The 17,917-nt window shown below is 54.5% G+C and carries 15 protein-coding genes, 1 riboswitch and 1 other annotated feature (1 of these 17 only partly in view); of the genes, 7 read left to right on the forward strand and 8 right to left on the reverse strand.

What is annotated here, in order from left to right; all coding sequences use genetic code 11:
• Positions 1–161 (reverse strand) — a binding site (T-box leader); it reaches 102 nt to the left of the window's first position.
• 257 nt (positions 162–418) lie between these two features.
• Positions 419–1,558, forward strand: a complete 1,140-nt coding sequence (locus BLR08_RS16280; protein ID WP_176835539.1) for an acyltransferase family protein — start codon at positions 419–421, stop codon at positions 1,556–1,558.
• Between the two features lie 256 nt (positions 1,559–1,814).
• On the opposite strand, the gene BLR08_RS16285 is transcribed toward BLR08_RS16280, so the two are convergent.
• Complete coding sequence (locus tag BLR08_RS16285) at positions 1,815–4,073, reverse strand: helix-turn-helix domain-containing protein (protein ID WP_256257698.1); 2,259 nt, start codon at positions 4,071–4,073, stop codon at positions 1,815–1,817.
• Positions 4,074–4,305: 232 nt separating this feature from the next.
• Here BLR08_RS16285 and BLR08_RS16290 point away from each other — a divergent pair, with 232 nt between their 5' ends.
• The 4 genes from BLR08_RS16290 to BLR08_RS16305 all read left to right on the forward strand — a co-directional run bounded on the left by BLR08_RS16290 (position 4,306) and on the right by BLR08_RS16305 (position 9,066).
• On the forward strand, positions 4,306–5,253 hold the full coding sequence (locus BLR08_RS16290; protein WP_072332999.1) for an ABC transporter permease: 948 nt from the start codon (positions 4,306–4,308) through the stop codon (positions 5,251–5,253).
• A 13-nt stretch (positions 5,254–5,266) separates the two neighbouring features.
• Positions 5,267–6,154, forward strand: coding sequence for a carbohydrate ABC transporter permease (locus BLR08_RS16295; RefSeq protein ID WP_072332808.1), 888 nt, complete (start codon positions 5,267–5,269; stop codon positions 6,152–6,154).
• Between the two features lie 106 nt (positions 6,155–6,260).
• Positions 6,261–7,898 (forward strand): type 2 periplasmic-binding domain-containing protein, encoded by a 1,638-nt coding sequence (locus BLR08_RS16300; RefSeq protein WP_072332805.1) that lies wholly within the window; start codon positions 6,261–6,263, stop codon positions 7,896–7,898.
• 106 nt (positions 7,899–8,004) lie between these two features.
• A complete protein-coding gene (locus tag BLR08_RS16305) occupies positions 8,005–9,066 on the forward strand; it encodes a ComEC/Rec2 family competence protein (RefSeq protein ID WP_072332803.1) in 1,062 nt (353 codons plus the stop codon).
• Between the two features lie 206 nt (positions 9,067–9,272).
• On the opposite strand, the gene thrC is transcribed toward BLR08_RS16305, so the two are convergent.
• The gene (thrC, locus tag BLR08_RS16310; RefSeq protein ID WP_072332800.1) at positions 9,273–10,661 is read right to left on the reverse strand and encodes a threonine synthase; all 1,389 of its coding nucleotides are present in this window, start codon (positions 10,659–10,661) and stop codon (positions 9,273–9,275) included.
• Between the two features lie 65 nt (positions 10,662–10,726).
• Positions 10,727–11,200 (reverse strand): hypothetical protein, encoded by a 474-nt coding sequence (locus BLR08_RS16315; RefSeq protein ID WP_072332797.1) that lies wholly within the window; start codon positions 11,198–11,200, stop codon positions 10,727–10,729.
• Positions 11,201–11,466: 266 nt separating this feature from the next.
• On the opposite strand from BLR08_RS16315, the gene BLR08_RS16320 reads away from it, so the two are divergent.
• Entirely contained in the window at positions 11,467–12,045 is a 579-nt protein-coding gene (locus tag BLR08_RS16320; protein WP_072332794.1) for a P-loop nucleotide/nucleoside kinase family protein, read from the forward strand.
• A gap of 285 nt (positions 12,046–12,330) precedes the next feature.
• Here BLR08_RS16320 and BLR08_RS16325 read toward each other — a convergent pair whose 3' ends face one another.
• The 3 genes from BLR08_RS16325 to BLR08_RS16335 all read right to left on the reverse strand — a co-directional run bounded on the left by BLR08_RS16325 (position 12,331) and on the right by BLR08_RS16335 (position 14,465).
• Positions 12,331–12,714 carry a GNAT family N-acetyltransferase gene (locus BLR08_RS16325; RefSeq protein ID WP_072332791.1) on the reverse strand — a complete coding sequence of 128 codons (384 nt, stop codon included), beginning with the start codon at positions 12,712–12,714 and terminating at the stop codon, positions 12,331–12,333.
• Between the two features lie 171 nt (positions 12,715–12,885).
• Positions 12,886–13,119: a cold-shock protein gene (locus BLR08_RS16330; protein ID WP_371117391.1), complete on the reverse strand. Its 234-nt coding sequence runs from the start codon at positions 13,117–13,119 to the stop codon at positions 12,886–12,888.
• A gap of 371 nt (positions 13,120–13,490) precedes the next feature.
• Complete coding sequence (locus tag BLR08_RS16335; RefSeq protein ID WP_072332996.1) at positions 13,491–14,465, reverse strand: DMT family transporter; 975 nt, start codon at positions 14,463–14,465, stop codon at positions 13,491–13,493.
• 138 nt (positions 14,466–14,603) lie between these two features.
• Positions 14,604–14,748, reverse strand: a riboswitch (FMN riboswitch).
• A gap of 296 nt (positions 14,749–15,044) precedes the next feature.
• Here BLR08_RS16335 and BLR08_RS16340 point away from each other — a divergent pair.
• Complete coding sequence (locus BLR08_RS16340; RefSeq protein WP_072332785.1) at positions 15,045–15,611, forward strand: DoxX family membrane protein; 567 nt, start codon at positions 15,045–15,047, stop codon at positions 15,609–15,611.
• Between the two features lie 114 nt (positions 15,612–15,725).
• On the opposite strand, the gene BLR08_RS16345 is transcribed toward BLR08_RS16340, so the two are convergent.
• Entirely contained in the window at positions 15,726–16,604 is an 879-nt protein-coding gene (locus BLR08_RS16345; RefSeq protein ID WP_072332782.1) for a radical SAM/SPASM domain-containing protein, read from the reverse strand.
• 121 nt (positions 16,605–16,725) lie between these two features.
• Entirely contained in the window at positions 16,726–17,820 is a 1,095-nt protein-coding gene (locus BLR08_RS16350; RefSeq protein WP_256257697.1) for a mechanosensitive ion channel family protein, read from the reverse strand.
• Positions 17,821–17,917: the final 97 nt, after the last annotated feature.

Here is a 17,917-nt window from a genome sequence, read left to right on the forward strand (position 1 = left end):
TCCCTTGTAACGGCGGGATCCCGGGTCGGCTTACTTCAAGCGCTTCAGCCTTCCTTCTCGGAGAGGATGTTCGGCTAATCCTTGAACGTTGGCTTTCAGCGCAGGGCCAACTCTCTGGGGGACAAGGGGTTTAGCTTACTTGTTCTCGTCAATGAATTTATTCAGAGGATTCAGATAACTCAGTTGTACACCCGCGCGCGATAAAAGTCAACCCCGCTCCGCGTCAAGCGCTATGTAGGAATAGCAGCAGGTTTTTATTTTAACAATTTAGAATCCAGTTAATAATCGTCCTACCCCAATTGATGGAAATTCAATATAGTGATAGGGAACACTCGCGACAATACCTACAAAGAGCTACAAACTAATAAGAAGGTTTACCAATGTGCGCAACTAAATATAATAATATGGGGGAATGACCTTGAAACGTTATGAAGAATTAGATTCACTAAGGGGCTTGGCAGCATTAACCGTGCTGATCAATCATCTATTAATACTTATTCCGATCAGTATGTGGACAGTTACCCTTATAAAGTACCCCGTTATTAATATTTTTTGGCAGGGTCATTCAGCTGTATTGTTTTTCTTTATTTTAAGTGGATTTGTACTTTCTCTTCCCTTCTTAAGAGGATCGGATCAGACGTACGCAGCGTATCTCATTAAAAGGTTTTGCCGCATCTATCTTCCTTACGTGATTGCTATAACAGTTGGAATCATAGCATGTCTAACCCTTTCTAACGGCACGGGATTCCCCGGTCTTAGTGTGTGGTTCAATAAAACCTGGACTTCTAAAATAACTCCCGAGTTGGTACTAAACCACTATCTGTTTATAGGCAGTTATAATACCGACTCTTTTATCCCCGCTATATGGTCATTAATTCACGAGATGAGAATTTCAATTGTTTTTCCATTCATTATGTTAGTGGTTTTACGGTTTAATTGGATCATAAATATCTCGATAGCATTAGCCTCATCCATAATTGGGTATTTCTTTTATTATCTAAGCTGGCATCATAAAAATTTATATGTAAGCGTTTTTGATGTTTTCAATTCATTGGAATACCTGCCTATGTTTATCCTTGGAGCACTGTTGGCTAAATATAGGGAGAAAATAACATCTTTCTTAAGAAAATTGTCCAAATTTTCACGGATGCTTTTGTTACTACTTGGTATGGTGCTGTATACTTATAATAGTTTCTTGAGCGAAATAAAGCTATTACACTTCGCCTATATGGATGATTGGGCGATATCTTTTGGTGCCTGCCTATTTATTGCATTGTCATTGTCTTCAAATAACTTATCTCGTTTTCTACTGACAAGCCCAATAAGGTTTCTCGGTAAAACATCATACAGTATGTATCTCTGGCATGAAGTCATTTTATTTAGTCTGATCCATGTTTTCTACGGTAAGATTCCTTTGTGGGTAATTAGTTTATCTACTATTGGCAGTTCTTTACTTGTATCGGGAGTGATGTATAAAATTTTTGAGGAACCAACAATAAAACTAGGTAGATTTCTAACAAGAAATAATAATAAGGAATTTTCTCGAAAGACAGCTTGATTACTTAGTTGCCAAAACCACACTTTAATGCTGGACAAGGATTCGCAACGCTCCAGGTTCAAACCAAACTTTAAATGAAGATGAAGCACCTCCAAACTTGAGCATCGGTTTCTTCTTCCGGTGTCCATTCGAGAGTTCGTTCAAACTCACCGCGGCATTCCTTTCCAGTGAGCCCTGATCTCCGATAAACGCAAAAAATCCCGTCCCCTAAGGGACGAGATCAGACTCCAGCATTGCCATCCTTGTTTCGCAGCAGTCACCCCCGCTCCGCCTCCATCGCGCAGCTCTTGCGGTACTCTCCAGGCGGAACGCCGTTGATCTTCTTGAACATCCGGATAAAGGACGTGACGTTCTGGTAGCCGAGCCTTGCGCTGATCTCCTGCACGCTCAGCCCGGTGCCGGACAGCAGCTCCTTGGCCTTGCGGATTCTGACCGCATTGATGTGCTCGCTGTAATTGGCCCCCGTTTTCTCCTTGATCAGCACGGACAAATAAGCGGGCGACAGGCCCAGCTTGTCGGCCAGCATATCCAGCGAGGCGTCGTCGGCAAAGCGGTTCTCCACATAGTCCATGACGAACGCCATGGTGGGGTCCTGCTCCTCCTTCTTCGAGAGGATAACGCCTGCGGCCATCCGGAACAGCTCCTCGTAGAGCTGCCGGAATTGCTCCATCGTGCAGCAGTCGCGGACCAGCGCGAACTGGCGCTCCGGGAACGAATCCTCGACAGCCGCTCCGTACGGCTCCAATATTTTCGCCACCCGCGCGATGACTCCTTCCATCAGCTGCCGGAGCTGGTACAAACTTGCCTCCCTGCGGTCCATCTGCTCCATCATGCGCTCCATGAACGAGATGCAGAACGGGCCGTTGCCTGCCTGCAGATTGGCATACAGCTCCTGCTCCTGCGGCACCGTGAAGACAAGCTGGGCGGGCAGCGCCCGCCGCTCGCGGATGATCTGCGTCTCCTCGAGGGGCCTCGCCTGCCGGGCCAGCTCAAGGACCTCCTGATACGCATCGTTAAACTCGGCCGATTGGCCGTATACCTCGCTGACGGCGACCGTCACCAGGAAATACGCTTTGTCGCGGTCCAGAATCGTCTTTAGCTTCAGCAGCGTCTCCTGCAGCTCGTCCGGGATAGCGGGACTGCGGACGAGGGAGAGGATCTGATTGTTCTCGATCTGGAACGTATGCGAGGCTGGCAGCTGCTCGGATAAGACGAGCCGAATATATTCGTGGATATAATACGACATCCGCTCCGTCTTCATCTCCCCCGCTTCCGGCTGCTGCAGCCGGAAATGCAGCTGGAACAGCACGATGAAAAACGGCTCCTCGAGCAGCGCGATGTCCTTCCACTCGTTGATATCCGAGGTAATCGACTTCAGCTTGTTAATATAGCCAAAGCTGGTCAGCAGGGAACGCTTGTCCAGCAGCTCCTGATGAACGGCCTGCTTCTCGTCCATCAGCTCCCTGACATTTTGCTGGATCAGGTTAAATTCGTGGAACGCGCTGGGCTGAGGCTCCGGCTCCCTGCGCAGGATCGAGCTGATCATCTGCTTGACCGGCCGGTTGATCTTGCGGCTGAAGTAGAGAGACGCGAGCAGCCCGATGATGACCGATATCGCGGAGACGAGCAGCAGCGTCAAGCTCGCGCGGCGGACTCTGGATTCGATGCTCGCGTAGGGGACCGCCGTCACATAGGTCAGCCCGCTTTCGGCGTCCTTTTCGGCAAAGAAATAATAACCGCCCCGCATCGCATAATCTTCTGCGCCGAGGTCGGGAATATCTGCGGAAGACAGCGCAGCGGAGGATCGGTACAGCAGCGAGCCGTCCTTTTGCACGATCATGAACTGCCGGTTGTCCTCCTCTCCGTAGAACGCCTCTTGCAGCCCCCGCGCATCCAGCAGCGCAATAATCTGATAGTTCGAGGACGGCACCCGGAACGTGAAGGGGATCAGCTCCTGCTGCACCGAGGCATTCAGCGAGGTAACGGTGAACGTTTGCTGGCCGTGAAGCATGTAGTTGCCCGTCCGCTCGAACTGGGCTTTCCAATAAGCCGGCGGATAGGCCGGACTGGCATAGAAGTCGGTGAACAGCAGCCCGGCCTCGACGGTCCCTTCCTTCTCGATCACGAGCGAATGGGAATCGAAATAAATCATGAGATTATTCAAATAAAACATCGGATTATATGCTTCGGTCCGAAGCTCCTTCAAGATTTCGGAGGCCTTCCAGAATTCGATCTCCTCCTCGCTTTTCGTGAGCAGCTGACGGTTGAAGGCGACAACCTTCTCATCCGAGTACAGGTTAAACAATAAGGTACGGAGCCGCTCGAAGTGCGTCCGGTACCGCTCCGCGGTATTGCTGAGCATCAGATGGTTGTAACGGATGATCTCCGCCTGAACGCCCTTGTTGAACAAATGAACGGAAAGCGCATTGAAGCCGGTGAACAGCAGGATGATCCCCAGGAAGCTGATGAAAATATTGAACATGAGCGATCGTTTGTTCCAAGTTTTCCATTTCAAGCTGCGCCCTCTCCTTCTCCCGCCGGGCGTCCGGCCGGGTTTTAGTCTGTTTTATTGTAACGAAAGATCGGGCCGTTCAAAACATGCCGATTATCAGGTTCTTATCATTATTTCGGGTAAGCCAATGATCCGGCAAGGAACAAAAGAACAGTGAATACCCTCCCCGGCGGCGTTCTGCTATGCTCCGGTAAGAACATAATCGAAAGCAGGTGAGGTTTTGTCCAAGCAAGCGATTTGGGACACATCTGTCCCGAAGGCGGCGGCCCGGCCGGCGAGATCCCGAGTATGGCGGAGAATCCGCAAAAACTGGGATTTGTATCTGCTGATCGCGCCGGTGGTCGCTTTCTTCCTAATATTCGAATACGGACCGATGTACGGGGTTCAGATCGCCTTTAAAAACTTCATAGCAACCAAGGGCATCTGGGGCAGTCCCTGGGTCGGTCTGCGCCATTTCGAGCGCTTCTTCGAGAGCTACTACTTCTGGCGGCTTTTGCAAAATACGCTTGAGATCGGCCTGTTCCAGCTGCTCGTCGGCTTCCCTGTCCCGATCCTGCTCGCGCTGATGATCAACGAGGTGCGATCCAGAAAGTTCAGCCGGTTCGTGCAGACTGTGACCTACGCTCCCCACTTCCTGTCCACGGTCGTGATGGTCGGCATCCTGATGATCTTCCTCTCCTCGCAAACCGGTCTGCTGAACAAGCTGATCGTCTGGGCGAGCGGCGAGCCGATCTCATTCCTGACCGAACCGGTCTGGTTCAAGAGCATCTACGTCCTCTCCGGCGTCTGGCAGCAGATGGGGTGGAGCTCCATCATCTATCTGGCGGCTCTGACCGGCATCGATCCGCAGCAGCATGAAGCGGCGCGCGTAGACGGCGCAACCCGGTGGCAGCGTATCTGGCATGTCAATCTGCCGGGCATCATGCCGACGATCACGATCCTGCTGATCCTCAATATGGGCTCGCTGCTCAGCGTCGGCTTCGAGAAGGTTTACCTGATGCAGAACGCGCTGAACATGCCGGCGTCGGACATCATCGCCACCCACGTATACCGGAAGGGGATTATCGACGGGCAGTACAGCTACTCGGCCGCCGTCGGCTTGTTTAATTCCGTCGTCAATTTCATCTTGCTGGTGACCGTTAACCGAATCGCCCGCAAAGTCAGCGATACGAGCTTATGGTAGGAGGAGGATTCATTTGAACCAACCGAGAAGCGCCGGAGACAAGCTGTTTGACCGTGCAGTCTATGCGGCGCTGGCCCTCATCTGCGTTATTGTCCTGTATCCGCTTTACTTCGTCCTCATCGCCTCGATCAGCGGCCCGGAGGCCGTCATGCTCGGAGAAGTATGGCTGTGGCCGAAGAACATCACCTGGATCGGATACGAGAAGGTGTTCCAGAATCACGATATATTGACAGGCTATATTAACACGATAGTCTATACGCTAATCGGCACCGCCATCAATCTGGTCATGTCCGTCGCGGCGGCTTATCCGCTGTCGCGCAAAGATTTTTACGGCCGCAACGCCTTCTCGGCGATGATGGTATTCACCATGTTTTTCAGCGGAGGCATGGTCCCGACTTATTTGCTGGTGAAAGAGCTCGGCATGCTGAACTCGATGTGGGCGCTTATTATTCCGGGGGCCGTATCGGTATACAACATTTTGATCATGCGGACCTTCTTCCAGAACGGCATTCCTTATGAAATGCAGGAAGCCGCCGCGATCGACGGCTGCTCCAACCTGTCCACGCTCGTGCGGATCGTGCTGCCGCTGTCTATGCCTATTATCGCCGTCATGATTTTGTTTTACAGCGTCGGTCACTGGAACGCTTACTTCAGCGCCCTGATGTATTTGACCGACCGGGACAAGTACCCGCTTCAGCTGTTCCTGCGCGAGATCTTGATTCAGGGGCAGATGCAGGAGATGCAGGGCATCGGCGACGAATCCCATGCCAAAAGCGTGATGGAAGGGGAGGCGATCAAGTATGCGCTTGTCATTATCGCCAACCTGCCCGTGCTGCTGCTCTACCCTTTCCTGCAGAAATACTTCGTAAAGGGCGTCATGATTGGGGCCATCAAAGGCTGATGCCTATGGCGGCCAACCGCTTTCGCGGCTACTCCGGGGCAGCGCCCCGTTAGCAAATAAATGAAACGATGATAAAATGATAAGAATCAAGGGAGGTTGTCCAGTTATGAACAACAAACGGTGGATTGCCATGACGGCGGTCGCTGCATTGGCCGGAAGTCTGCTCACCGCCTGCAGCGGCGGCGGCGGAGGCACGGACGCGGCCGAGGCCGGCAAGGAGGGCGCCCAGGCGGAGGTTCCGGGCCTGAACAAGACCGGCATGCCGATCGTGAAGGAGCCGATCTCGCTCACCTTCTTCACAGGCAAGGCGGCTACCAACGGCAATAACTTCGAAGAGACGCTCGTCTGGAAGGAATACGCCAAGCAGTCGAACATGAATATTACGTTCCAGCTCGTACCCTTCGAGAATTTGACCGAGAAGCGCAATCTGGCGCTGGCCGGCGGAGACTATCCCGACGCCTTCTACTCGGCCCGCGTACCTGCATCCGATCTGATGAAGTACGGCGCGCAGGGCACCTTCGTCAAGCTGAACGACCTGATCGACCAATACGCGCCCAACTTCAAGAAGCTGATGGAGAAGCATCCCGACCTGAAGAAGGGCCTTACGATGCCCGACGGCGGCATTTACTCGTTCCCGTCCTTCTACAGCCCGGAATTCCTGCCGATGCTGATCGGCACCCCGCTATGGGTCAAGAAGGAGTTTCTCGACAAGCTGGGGATGAAGGAGCCTACTACGACCGAGGAGCTGTATCAATATCTGAAAGCCGTCAAGCAAACGGATCTGAACGGCAACGGGCAGGCCGACGAAATCCCTTATGCCGGCGCAGGCATCAATCCGCTGCTCGAGCAGCTGCGAGGAGCCTGGGGCTTCGGCAACCGCGGTCTCGGACATAAATTCGTCGATGTCGATCCGAAGACGAACGAGCTGAGATTTTTCCGGACCGATCCGAAGTATAAGGAAGTGATCGAATACGTTCGCAAGCTGTATACGGAAGGGCTGATCGACAAGGAAATTTTCACGATCAAGACGAGCGCCCTCTACTCGAAGGGTCAAAAGGGCGTATTCGGAGCCACCATCAACCCGAATCCGACGACCCAGCTGAACCAGACCGACTACTTCGGACTGGGCGCGCTCAAAGGGCCGCATGGCGATCAGCTGTACTCTCACGTCAAGGTGCCTGCCGTATGGCCCGGCGCGTTCGTCATTACCGACAAAAACAAGCATCCCGAAGCGACCGTGCGCTGGATCGATCATTTCTTCGGAGACGAAGGCGCGACCTTCTACTTCATGGGGATCGAAGGCCAGACCTACAAGAAGACAGCGGACGGCAAGCTGGAGTACGTAGAGGAAATTACGAAAAATCCGAACGGCTTGACCATGGACCAGGCGTTGGCCAAATATATTACCTGGCTTGGCGGCAGCTATCCGGGTTATGTGCAGGAGAAATATTTCAAGGGCTCCGAATCGCTGCCCGAATCCGTTGAAACCGGCAAGAAGGCTGAGCCTCATGCGGTCAAGGAGCTATGGAACAGCTTCAACTTCACCGAGGAAGAGACAGAATTCCGTTCGACAGTAGGCGCGGACATCGAGACGTACATCGGCGAAATGGAAGCAAAGTTCATCACGGGCTCGCAGCCGATGTCCGAATGGGATAAATATGTGTCCACCGTGCAGAAGATGGGCCAGGAGCAGTATATGAAAACGTACAATCAAGCGTACGAGCGTTATAAAAACAGCAAGTAAGCGAACCGAACCGCCATACTGTTGCGGAGAAGCGAAGCGGGAGAACGAGGCCAGCCCTCCCTCCCGCTTCCGCTTGTCCAAGGCGAATGCCGAATGGAGGTCATTTATGGGTATCAACAGTTATCGGAACGTACGCCGGCTGAGCTGGATGATCGTATCTCTCGCCTGGCTTCTGGCAGGCTGTACCGGAGACGGCTCCGGCCCCGTTCAGAAGGAGGGCACGGCGGCGACTGCTTCGGCCAAGGCCGATCCATCCGCAGCTGCGGCTCCGCCATCCGCCGCAGCCAAACCGGCGGAGCTAAGGACCGACCAGGTGCTGGACAACAGCAAGTATGCAGGCCAGCTGACGATTCGCTATTTCTACCTGCCGGGAGAAAACTTAAGCGGAGACAGCTTCCTGATCCAGTCTCCCGACGGGAAAACGATGCTCGTTGACGCCGGGCTGCCCGAAGCCGGCAGCCATGTCGTCGCCTATCTGAAGAAGCTCGGCATCTCGTCTCTGGATATCGCGCTCAATACACATCCGCATATCGATCATATCGGCGGCTATGCCACGATTGCCCGGGAAATCGGCATCAAGCAGTTTTATATGGAGAATCTGCCTTATCCGCAGTCATCGGCCTATACCAAGGCGATCGCCGCGCTCGATGCGAAGGACGTACCCAAGAAAACGCTCGAGGAGGGCGACACGTTCCAGCTCGGGGACAGCGTCCGCTTCGAGGTGCTGAACCCTGTAAAGGGAACGCTCCCTGATGCGGTCAAGACGTTCTCCGCCCCGGAGATCAACGATCATTCGATGGTGCTGCGCATGACATACGGCGAGCGGACGTTCCTATTCACGGCCGATATTTACAAGCATCGCGAGACGGAGCTGCTGTCCTCTCCGTGGCAGAGCAAGCTCAAGGCGGATATGATGGATATCCCGCATCACGGCAGCGAATCCACTTCTTCCTCCACGGGCTTCCTGAAAGCCGTATCGCCGCAAATCGCCATTATGAGCCAAAATGTGTTTCAAAGCCCCAATCTGAAGGAGCGTCTGGAAAAGCTGGACGCCAAAGTATATTCCACTGGATTGCACGGCAACATTCTGCTGCATTCCGATGGAAAGACGATCGAGGTCGTCACGGAGAAGGATTGGGAGCCCCCATCGAAGCCTCGGGCGAAGTAGCGGGCGGCTGTGAACGCGGTTGTCCTGTTCGTTGCCCGGCGTATCATTTCATCCGTTCCTAGCCCTATCGACCGGCGGGACCATCTCCCGCGGCAAGCCTCGACATTGCTCTGCGGATAGAGAGACGTAAGCCTCCCTTTACAAGTCAAAGAAGCCATCCGGACCGGATGGCTTCTTTGACTTGTGCGTATAAGCGGCTGGCTGCCTTAGAAAAATTTCACCAGCTGCTCCTTGATCTCTTCGTTAGTACCGCCGACAACCGTCTGAAGCTGCGGCTTGTCGAACAGCGCTTGGATCGGCTCCGGATACGTCTGGCTGATCCGGCGAAGCCGGATCGCCTCGTCGAACTTGGCCGGATGGGCGGTAGACAGCACCACCGCTGCCTCGCCTTCCTCCGCCAGCTTGTCCGCCGCAGCTGCGCCGCAAGCCGTGTGCGGGTCCAGCAGGTACTCGTGCTTCTCGTAGTACTCGCTGATCGTGTTCAGGCACTCCTCGTTCTCCACGCTGTAGGCCGCGAAGTCGGCCTGCACCTGCTTCAGGCTGTCTCCCTCGATGACGAGGCGGCCTTCCGCCTTGAACTGCGCCATGAGCGAAGCAACCTTGGCCGCATCCTCGCCATGCAGATAATACAAATAGCGCTCGAAGTTGCTCGCCACCTGAATGTCCATGGACGGACTGTAGGTGCCGCGGAAATCGCCGGGCTGGTACACGCCTTCGTTCACGAAGCGGGCGAGAATGTTGTTTTCGTTAGTGGCCAGGATCAGCTTGTGGATCGGAAGCCCCATCTTCTGAGCCAAATACCCGGCGAATATATCGCCGAAATTGCCGGTCGGCACGCTGAAGCTGACCTTGCCGGCCATCCCCTTGTCCGCCAGCCGGAAGTAGGCGTAGAAGTAGTACACCGTTTGTGCGAGAATCCGCGCGATATTGATGGAGTTGATCGCGCGCAGGTGGTACTGATGCTTGAAGCCCACATCGGCGAACAGCTCCTTGATGATGCGCTGGCAATCGTCGAACGTGCCTTCGACCGCCAGATTCAGCACATTGGCATCATCGACCGTCGTCATCTGCAGCTCCTGAACCTTGCTCACCTTCTGATGAGGATGCAGAATGCAGATGCGGATGCCCTCTTTGCCGCGCACTCCTTCGATCGCCGAGGCGCCCGTATCGCCCGAGGTCGCCCCGAGGATATGAATGATCGAATTGGTGCGGCGCGAGACATACGAGTACAGATTGCCGAGGAATTGCAGCGCAACGTCCTTGAACGCAAAGGTAGGGCCGTGGAACAGCTCCAGCACATGCCGGTTGCCCTCCAGCTCTCGTACAGGCGTTACTTCTTCATGACGGAATGTCGAGTAGCTGTCGTCGACCAGCTTCTTGAGATCCTCCCGCGGAATCTCCCCGTCTGTGAACAGCGAGAAAACCTCCAGAGCGAGCTCCGGATATGTGAGCTTCTGCCACTGCTTCAGCGTGGCCTCCGGGATTTGCGGAAGATGCTCGGGAACAAGCAGGCCCCCGTCGTCGGCCAGGCCCATCAGAACCGCGTCGATAAATCCTATAGGGGCTACCTGTCCCCTTGTACTGATATATTTCATAAGCGCTCCCCTCATTGCTGGTGAATTACTGCTTCTGTTCATTGTACCTGATCTGGCGGCTTATGTTAATCCAAGGTTTGCTTCTTGGCTTCACCGAACGAAAGCGAGAACGTGCCCAGCTTGCGCTCCGCGATATGAACGATGCCCAGCGTAGCGAGCAGACCTACTATGGAAATGGCAACCGAGACGGGAACCGCCCACCAGATGTCGGACCGCGCGAAGAAAGGAATAAACGAGACGGCCAGGATCGGAGGCGCATTCCAGTGAAACCGTTTGATCAGCCAGATAATGACGAGTGTGTTAATGAATAAAGATAGGACGCCCGGATGGACGGTAAAGGACAATGTCCCTACCAATGAGGCAATGATGGCTCCCAGCGCTATTCTGGCGGTTTCTTTTGCTTGCAGCGGGCGGGAGATGAAGAACAGGCTGAATGCCCCGAGCGTCGGGAAAAACAGCATATGCAAGAGCGGTGCTTGCATGGACAGCCAGTAAATCAGCATGATGTACAGGCCGATGGCCACTATTTTCGGATTCATGAATGAGAAAGCCTTCTTTCACGCAGGGTCAGCTTGCCCGTTATGGTTGGGCAACTCTTTCATTCTATCCCTCTGCCGCGTTACCGTCAATATGCAGGCAAGCCTCTCCGAGAGAATATTGTTCCCCTTAAATGGAAGCTTCACCCTCCTCCTATTATTCCGGTGGAGGCTTAACGGATAGGGCTTCGAATCTTATCCGAAGCTCTATCCATTTCTTTCGTTTGTGCCTTATTATGGGATTAAAGCACGTGGAGGGAGGAAGACGTATGGCTCGCATCATTTTATTTAGAGGCAAGGCCGGTACAGGCAAGTCAACCTTGTCCAACGAATTGGCCAGGATACTCCAGCTGCCGGTATTGCATAAGGACGACATCTACGATTCGGTCGCCGGCTTTGTTCCTGAACATAGCTCAAGGAACCAAATTTGCTTCGACATTCTGTACCGTTTCTTGGAGCATACCATCGGAGCAAATGCCGCTGTCATACTGGACTTCGGCTTTAATAACTTGGAGGATGTCGGCCGGCTGGAAGGATGGATTGAAGCAAGAGGCGGAGAGCTGATCAAGATTCGCTGTGTCTGCAGCGACGAAACCGTATGGTCGGACCGGCTTGCCGTGCGCAAAGCCCGTCCGTTACCCAACCAGCTCATAACCAGTCTATCCGGGCTTAAGGAGCATTATAAGAACTCGGGTCCTGACTTTATCGAGGACGAGCTGATTGTGGATACGAGCGTGCCTTTGGAGAGCAGCCTTCAGCATATCCGGTCTTTCCTGCGGAGCGCTGGAAGCAGCCAGCACCGTTCCGGAACGGCTGGCGATCAACCGAACCATGAGTCCCGGAGGTGACCCAGGAGCGAGAAGCAAGCAGCTGACCGCATCGACGCAGAACAGCTGCAGCGGATATCCAACAGCCTCCTCCAAACGAAGACAGGCGTGTTGACAGAATGGAGCTGCTCTTCGATCGGCCTGAACCCGCTTCGGCTGCCTGGCCGCATTTGCGCTGCGTTCGATATGGGAGGTGCCGAGATGTCACAAGCAAAGCGAAGAGCAGCGCATAGGAGGTTTTCCCTCTATGCGCTGCTCTTCTTTAACTACAATTATAATAGATTCCGATTCATGTTATCCGCTGCGTTATGGCCCGGACGACGTCGCGCTGCCGGAGCTGTACGGATCGGAGTAGTCCGTCGCCGTCCTCTCCTTCTCCCATACATCGGCATACGTATCCGGATTGTCCTGGAACACCGCGAGCGCATAGGAGCAGGCCGGAATCACCTTTCTCCCCTTCTCCCTGGCTTCCTGGACGACCAGATCCAGCAGCTGCCGGCCCAGCCCCCGGCCCCGATACGCCGGATCTACATACGTATGATCCACGATCCATGTATCCACATCCACAAGCTGAAAGGTCACTTCCCCGGCCTTGCCGTTCAGCCCCTGCAGCACAAAGCTGTTGCCCTGCTTTTGCGCCGTCAGCCGCTCGCCGGCTTGGGCCGCCGTTTCCCTTGATCCGTTCTCCATCTTCCGCACCTCCTGCTAGTAAAGGATTTGCATGCTGCGCTTCTTGTGCAGCCCCTGCCCTCTTCCTCATTACCCTGCGGCTGTCCGGATGAAGCGAGATCCTTGCCGGGCGGCTGCTATCGACGCACATTGAGCCGCACGCCGATAGCAGCAGCGCTTGCTTGAAGAGGATTAAGAGATCTGCACGCCTTTTTTGAGCGACTTCAAATCACGATTCGTATTTACGATAACAGGCAGCATCTTCATAGCACTCATCATCAAATCCCCGCAATGCAGGCATGTCGGCGCTATCGCGAAGGCGAAGTTATCCCGCATCCACCCGGTGCAGCCTTCCCGGTTGCATGTCCAAATGGCCGTCGGTTCTTCAGGCACTTCCTCCAACGAGCGTTTACTGAAATACATCATGAATTCCCCCTAGGTTTATCGAGCTAAAAAATAAAGCTGCCCCAAACGATGATGTAGGGCAGCTGGCCTTCGTAAATTGTGTTGGACAGGGCTCTCGAATGCCGCCCTATCGCCAGGAAAATAAAAATCACATACGGTATAAGGCTGCATCCGACAATGGTAACCTTGTACTGTATGTGAATAGGCGTTCTCTTATGGAATAGTCTAACTGTACCACAGGCATGTTGCCAAAGCAAGGCGGCGTGCGCGCAGCCCCGGTCGGGCCCGGACGCAACAGTCGGAATACCGGCAGTCCGATTCACCGGTATTCCGACAGGCAGTCGGCTGCGCCGCAGGAGTTCGCCCGCCTTTCAGTCGCGGCGAAGCGACCGTCACGCTGCCGGTCGGGCTGCCGGTTCCGTCTGCCGGGAGCTTCCGGCGCGGCTCATCAGCAGCAGCGTCGTATAGATCAACAGAAAGCCGGCCAGTTGGCCCAGCGTCAGCGCCTGGTCGAAGGCCAGCCAGTTGATCAGCACGCCCACAGCCGGGAAGGACAGCTCCGCCAGCGTCGCATAGACCGCCTTGGTGGACGATAAGCCTTTATAATACAGAAGCATGCTGAGCAAGCCGGGAAAAAACGCCTGAAACAGCAGATTGACCGCCATCAATGCGATGGCCGAGCCGCTGCCCTGCACCTGCCAGGCGTCTCCCGCCGTATACAGCACAGCGCCGAGCAGGGGGATGGCAAACAGGAAGCGCAGCGAAGTGACCAGATGGAAGCTCAAGTCCTTTTGCAGCAGGTATTTCCCCATCACCGTCGAGCCGCCCCACAGCACAGCGGCCAGTATAGAGAACAGGCAGCTCTGCGTCGCCAGATCGTGCAGACCGAGCGATGGCGCCGAGAAGCCGAAGGTCAGCAGGTAAGTGCCCATCAGAGCCAGCAAGATATAGGCGAAAAAGCGGGAGGGCAGCGCCTCCTTCAGCAGCGCCCGCGCCAGAATAATGGCGAACAGCGGCTGCAGCTTCTGCAGCAGCAGTACGGCATTGGCATTGCCATAGGCGAAGGCTGAGGTAAAAAGCATCGTGGCGATCGCCGAGCCGCCCCATGAGATGAACAGCAGCGCTCCGATGACTCCGAGCGTCAGCTTGCCGATCAGGGTGCGCCGGTACTTGAGAAAAACCGGCACGGCATAGCAGGCCAGCAGCAGATGCTCGATAAATACAATTTGAGCGGACGTGAAGCTCTTGAGCAGCAAAATACGGAACAGCGGATCAAGTCCCCACAAAGTCGCGCCGAGGGCGACATACCAGATGCCGGAAACCTCGCGGCCGAGGGCCGTCTTCCACTTCAAGCTTTTGGTGCGCAGATCGAATACGTTCTCCAATTCAAAAACCTCCTGAGGAATGTTTTGAATTGAACCTTCTGAAAGGGCAAAACCCCCGCTGCATAACGAAGCGGGGGCATTGCCAAACAAACCTGTCAAAAATGCTTTTCAACAGCTGTTCTTTACCTTCTCTCATCCGGACTATACCGTCGGCCTTGGAGTTCCACCAAGTCAGTCCCGGCCGAAAGGCCGGGAGTCGCGGGCTGCGATACACGAACGTATCTTCACCGCCGGTAGGGAATTTCACCCTGCCCCGAAGGTTCATATTCTTGTAAAGTGAATCTTATCACAATCTTGAAGAGGCTGACAATACTCATTTTCAGGGATTCCTTCGAGCTTCCAACCGTGATCCGGCGATAGGTTGAGATTCATGTATCTTTTCGCAACAAAATTGGTTAATATTGGGATGACATCATCCTGACAATTCGAGACCTGACAGCCGGGTTCAAGCCTAATTCCGATAGCTGTGAGAAGTATCACACCATGCATCTCGGCGTTGGGTTACAATGACGGTAACAAATCCCAATCAGCAATCATCGATCCTTCAAGGAGGTTTTAAAAATGGCAAAAAATGAAATTGTTATCCCGGAGAATCCCGTATCGAGCTTTCTCTTCAGCAGTACAAGAGCAGGTATTATTTGGCTGATCGTTCGTCTCTACGTCGGTTATTCCTGGATTACCGCCGGCTGGAAAAAGGTAACAAGTCCCGCCTGGACGGGAGATCAGGCCGGTACCGCGCTGCAGGGCTTCGTCAAGGGAGCTTTGGCCAAAGCGGAGGCCGGGAAAGATGTTACCGGATGGTACGCTGCATTCCTGGAAAATTTCGTGCTTCCTAATGCGAAAGTTTTCGGATTCGTTGTTGCCTGGGGCGAGGTGCTGGTCGGACTCGGACTGATCCTTGGGTTGCTGACCGGCATCGCTGCTTTCTTCGGCGGCATTATGAACGTCAGCTTCCTGTTCGCCGGGACGCTGAGCACCAATCCGATCTTGTTCATCCTCGCAACATGGCTCGTGCTGGCTTGGAAAAATGCTGGCTGGTACGGACTGGACCGTTGGGCGCTGCCTCTGCTCGGAACGCCATGGGGACGCAAAGCGGCGCGGCCCGGTTCGAATGTGCACCAGGCCTAAGCTCATGGCCAGACGCCGGTAGCCTTCCGGCCGAGAGCCTTATACAGGCCAGCAAACAGAAGCAGACGCCATACCCGGCGTCTGCTTTTCCTTATTTCAAGCGCCGCTCCGCAGTCAAGCTCCGAAGCGTCTGCGATATCCGCATTTGCGGCACAGCTCCTCGACAACTTCTCTGCGGGAGAAGCCGTCATAGATCCGGGTCGCACGCTCTCCTTGGATAATTTCCGAGAAGGACTGCTCATGGATATTGCCCAGATTGATCACGCCCTCCCCGTCCAGACAGCAAGGGATGACCGTCCCGTCCACAAGAACTCCCGCCTGATTGCGCAGTCCGTGGCAGAAGCCTTTGCCCTCATCCTCGTCTTCCTTCAGGTCGGGCCATTTGAATTCATGATCCTGGTTCAAGTAAATTTGCCCCGCCAGCTTCACGCCACCGCCGCGCTTAAACTTCTCCTCGATGTTGAAGTCCAATCCGAACTCCTTCTCGATCATCTCCAGAATGTCCCGGTTGCGCCGGCGCTCCTCATTCACGATATTGTCCTCGGTCAGATTCCACAGCCGCAAGGAGACAAGCATGTCGGACTGCGCCACCGCCTCCTTGGCGAATGCCAGCACCATGGACACGTAGCCTTCCTTGTCCACGGAGCCCTCGTGCCCGTCGAAGCTGTGCAGGGAGAAGTTCATCTGCCGGATGGCCGGATGGCCGAGCAGCTTATGCTTCACCTTGTTCAGGAGCGTGCCGTTGCTCGTAATGTTGACCTTAAATCCCCGCTCATGAGCCAGATCGAGCAGTTGATCCAGCTTGGGATGCAGCAGCGGCTCTCCCTTGACATGCAGGTAGATCGAATCCGTATGGGGCTTGATATCGTCCAATATTTTCGTGAAGGCGTCGGTTTTGATAAAGTTCGCCTGCCGCTTGGTCTGCGGACAGAACGAACAGGCCAGATTGCAGACGCTCGTAATTTCGATATAAAATTTCTTGAATGTTCTCATAATCGCTCTATGCTCCGTCCCGCCTGGTGATGGTCATCTCTGCCCTTATCGTAGCATACAACGGCACCCGAAGCCATACAGCCGCCGGATGAGCCCGGCCCCAATCGTACCAAGCCGTCCGTCAGGCGCGAAGCCGCTGCCCCGCTTGCGCCGCTTCCTCCAGAAATACCCTTTGGGCGGGGTAAGCCAGCCGGATGCCTTCCTCCTCAAGAATTCTCATAATGGCCAGGTTCATCTCCTGGCGAACAGTCAGATACTCTGCCCAGACCGTGGTTTTGGTGAAGAAATAGAAAAAGATGCCCAGACTGCTCTCGTTAAATTCAGTAAATTTAACCATAATCGTCTTCGGATCGATCTCCTCATTCCCGGTCAGCAGCGCTTCCATCCGATCAATCGCCGACGCCAGACGATTCCGGTCGGAATCGAGCGCTACGCCCAGCGTGAAGGAGATGCGCCTCTTCCCCATCCGGCTCCAGTTCGTAATAGGCTGGGCGGCAAGCGTCGCATTCGGCACCGTGACAACGGAATCGGCGAAGGTGCGGATCTGCGTGCTGCGGAAAGTAATATCCTCAACGAATCCTTCGACGCTGGGCGTCAGAATCCAATCATTTTTGGCAAAGGGCTTCTCCATAATGATCACGATGCCGCCGAAAATATTGCCCAGCGTGTCCTTGGCCGCCAAGGCGACAGCCAGGCTCCCCAGTCCCATGCCCGCCACCACGCCGTTAATGCTGAACCCCCACTCCGTAGCAATCAGCGTAACGCTGAACAGGACGATGACGAACCGCAGCACGCGGGATAGAAACGGAAGCAGCATGCTGGACTCATCCAGCCCGAGCCGCTTGCTGACCCCTTCCAGCAGCAGCAACGATGAGGCAGCCGATATATTAAAGATACCCCAGCCGACCAGTCCGATCGCCGCGCTGCGGAACAGCTTGTCCAGGACAAGACGAAATTCGGTGTGCGCAGGCACCAGATAGGCGGTCGCCAAATAGACGCCCGCCACCACGAAGAGCAGGCGTATCGGCTTCTCCAGTGCGCCTATCCATTCTCTGCTTCCATCCGATCCCCGGAGCCTCTTGACCAGGAAGGAAGCCGCGTAACGGGTGAACAGCTTCCGAAATAACAGAAACAACAGCATAATACCCGCAGCGATTGACACATCCACCCAATGGACCCGGTACGCCAATTGTACCGCCCAATCCATAATATCCATGCCCCCTACCCCTCCTTTGCGGAAAAATAAAGGTCTATTATAACATGAAACATGCCGCCTCTGCCGGACCGTTCCCGCTCCTTCTTATCGGAACTTG

Origin of the sequence: Paenibacillus sp. cl123 (assembly GCF_900101595.1) — a bacterium.
Classification (GTDB): Bacteria; Bacillota; Bacilli; order Paenibacillales; family NBRC-103111; genus Paenibacillus_G.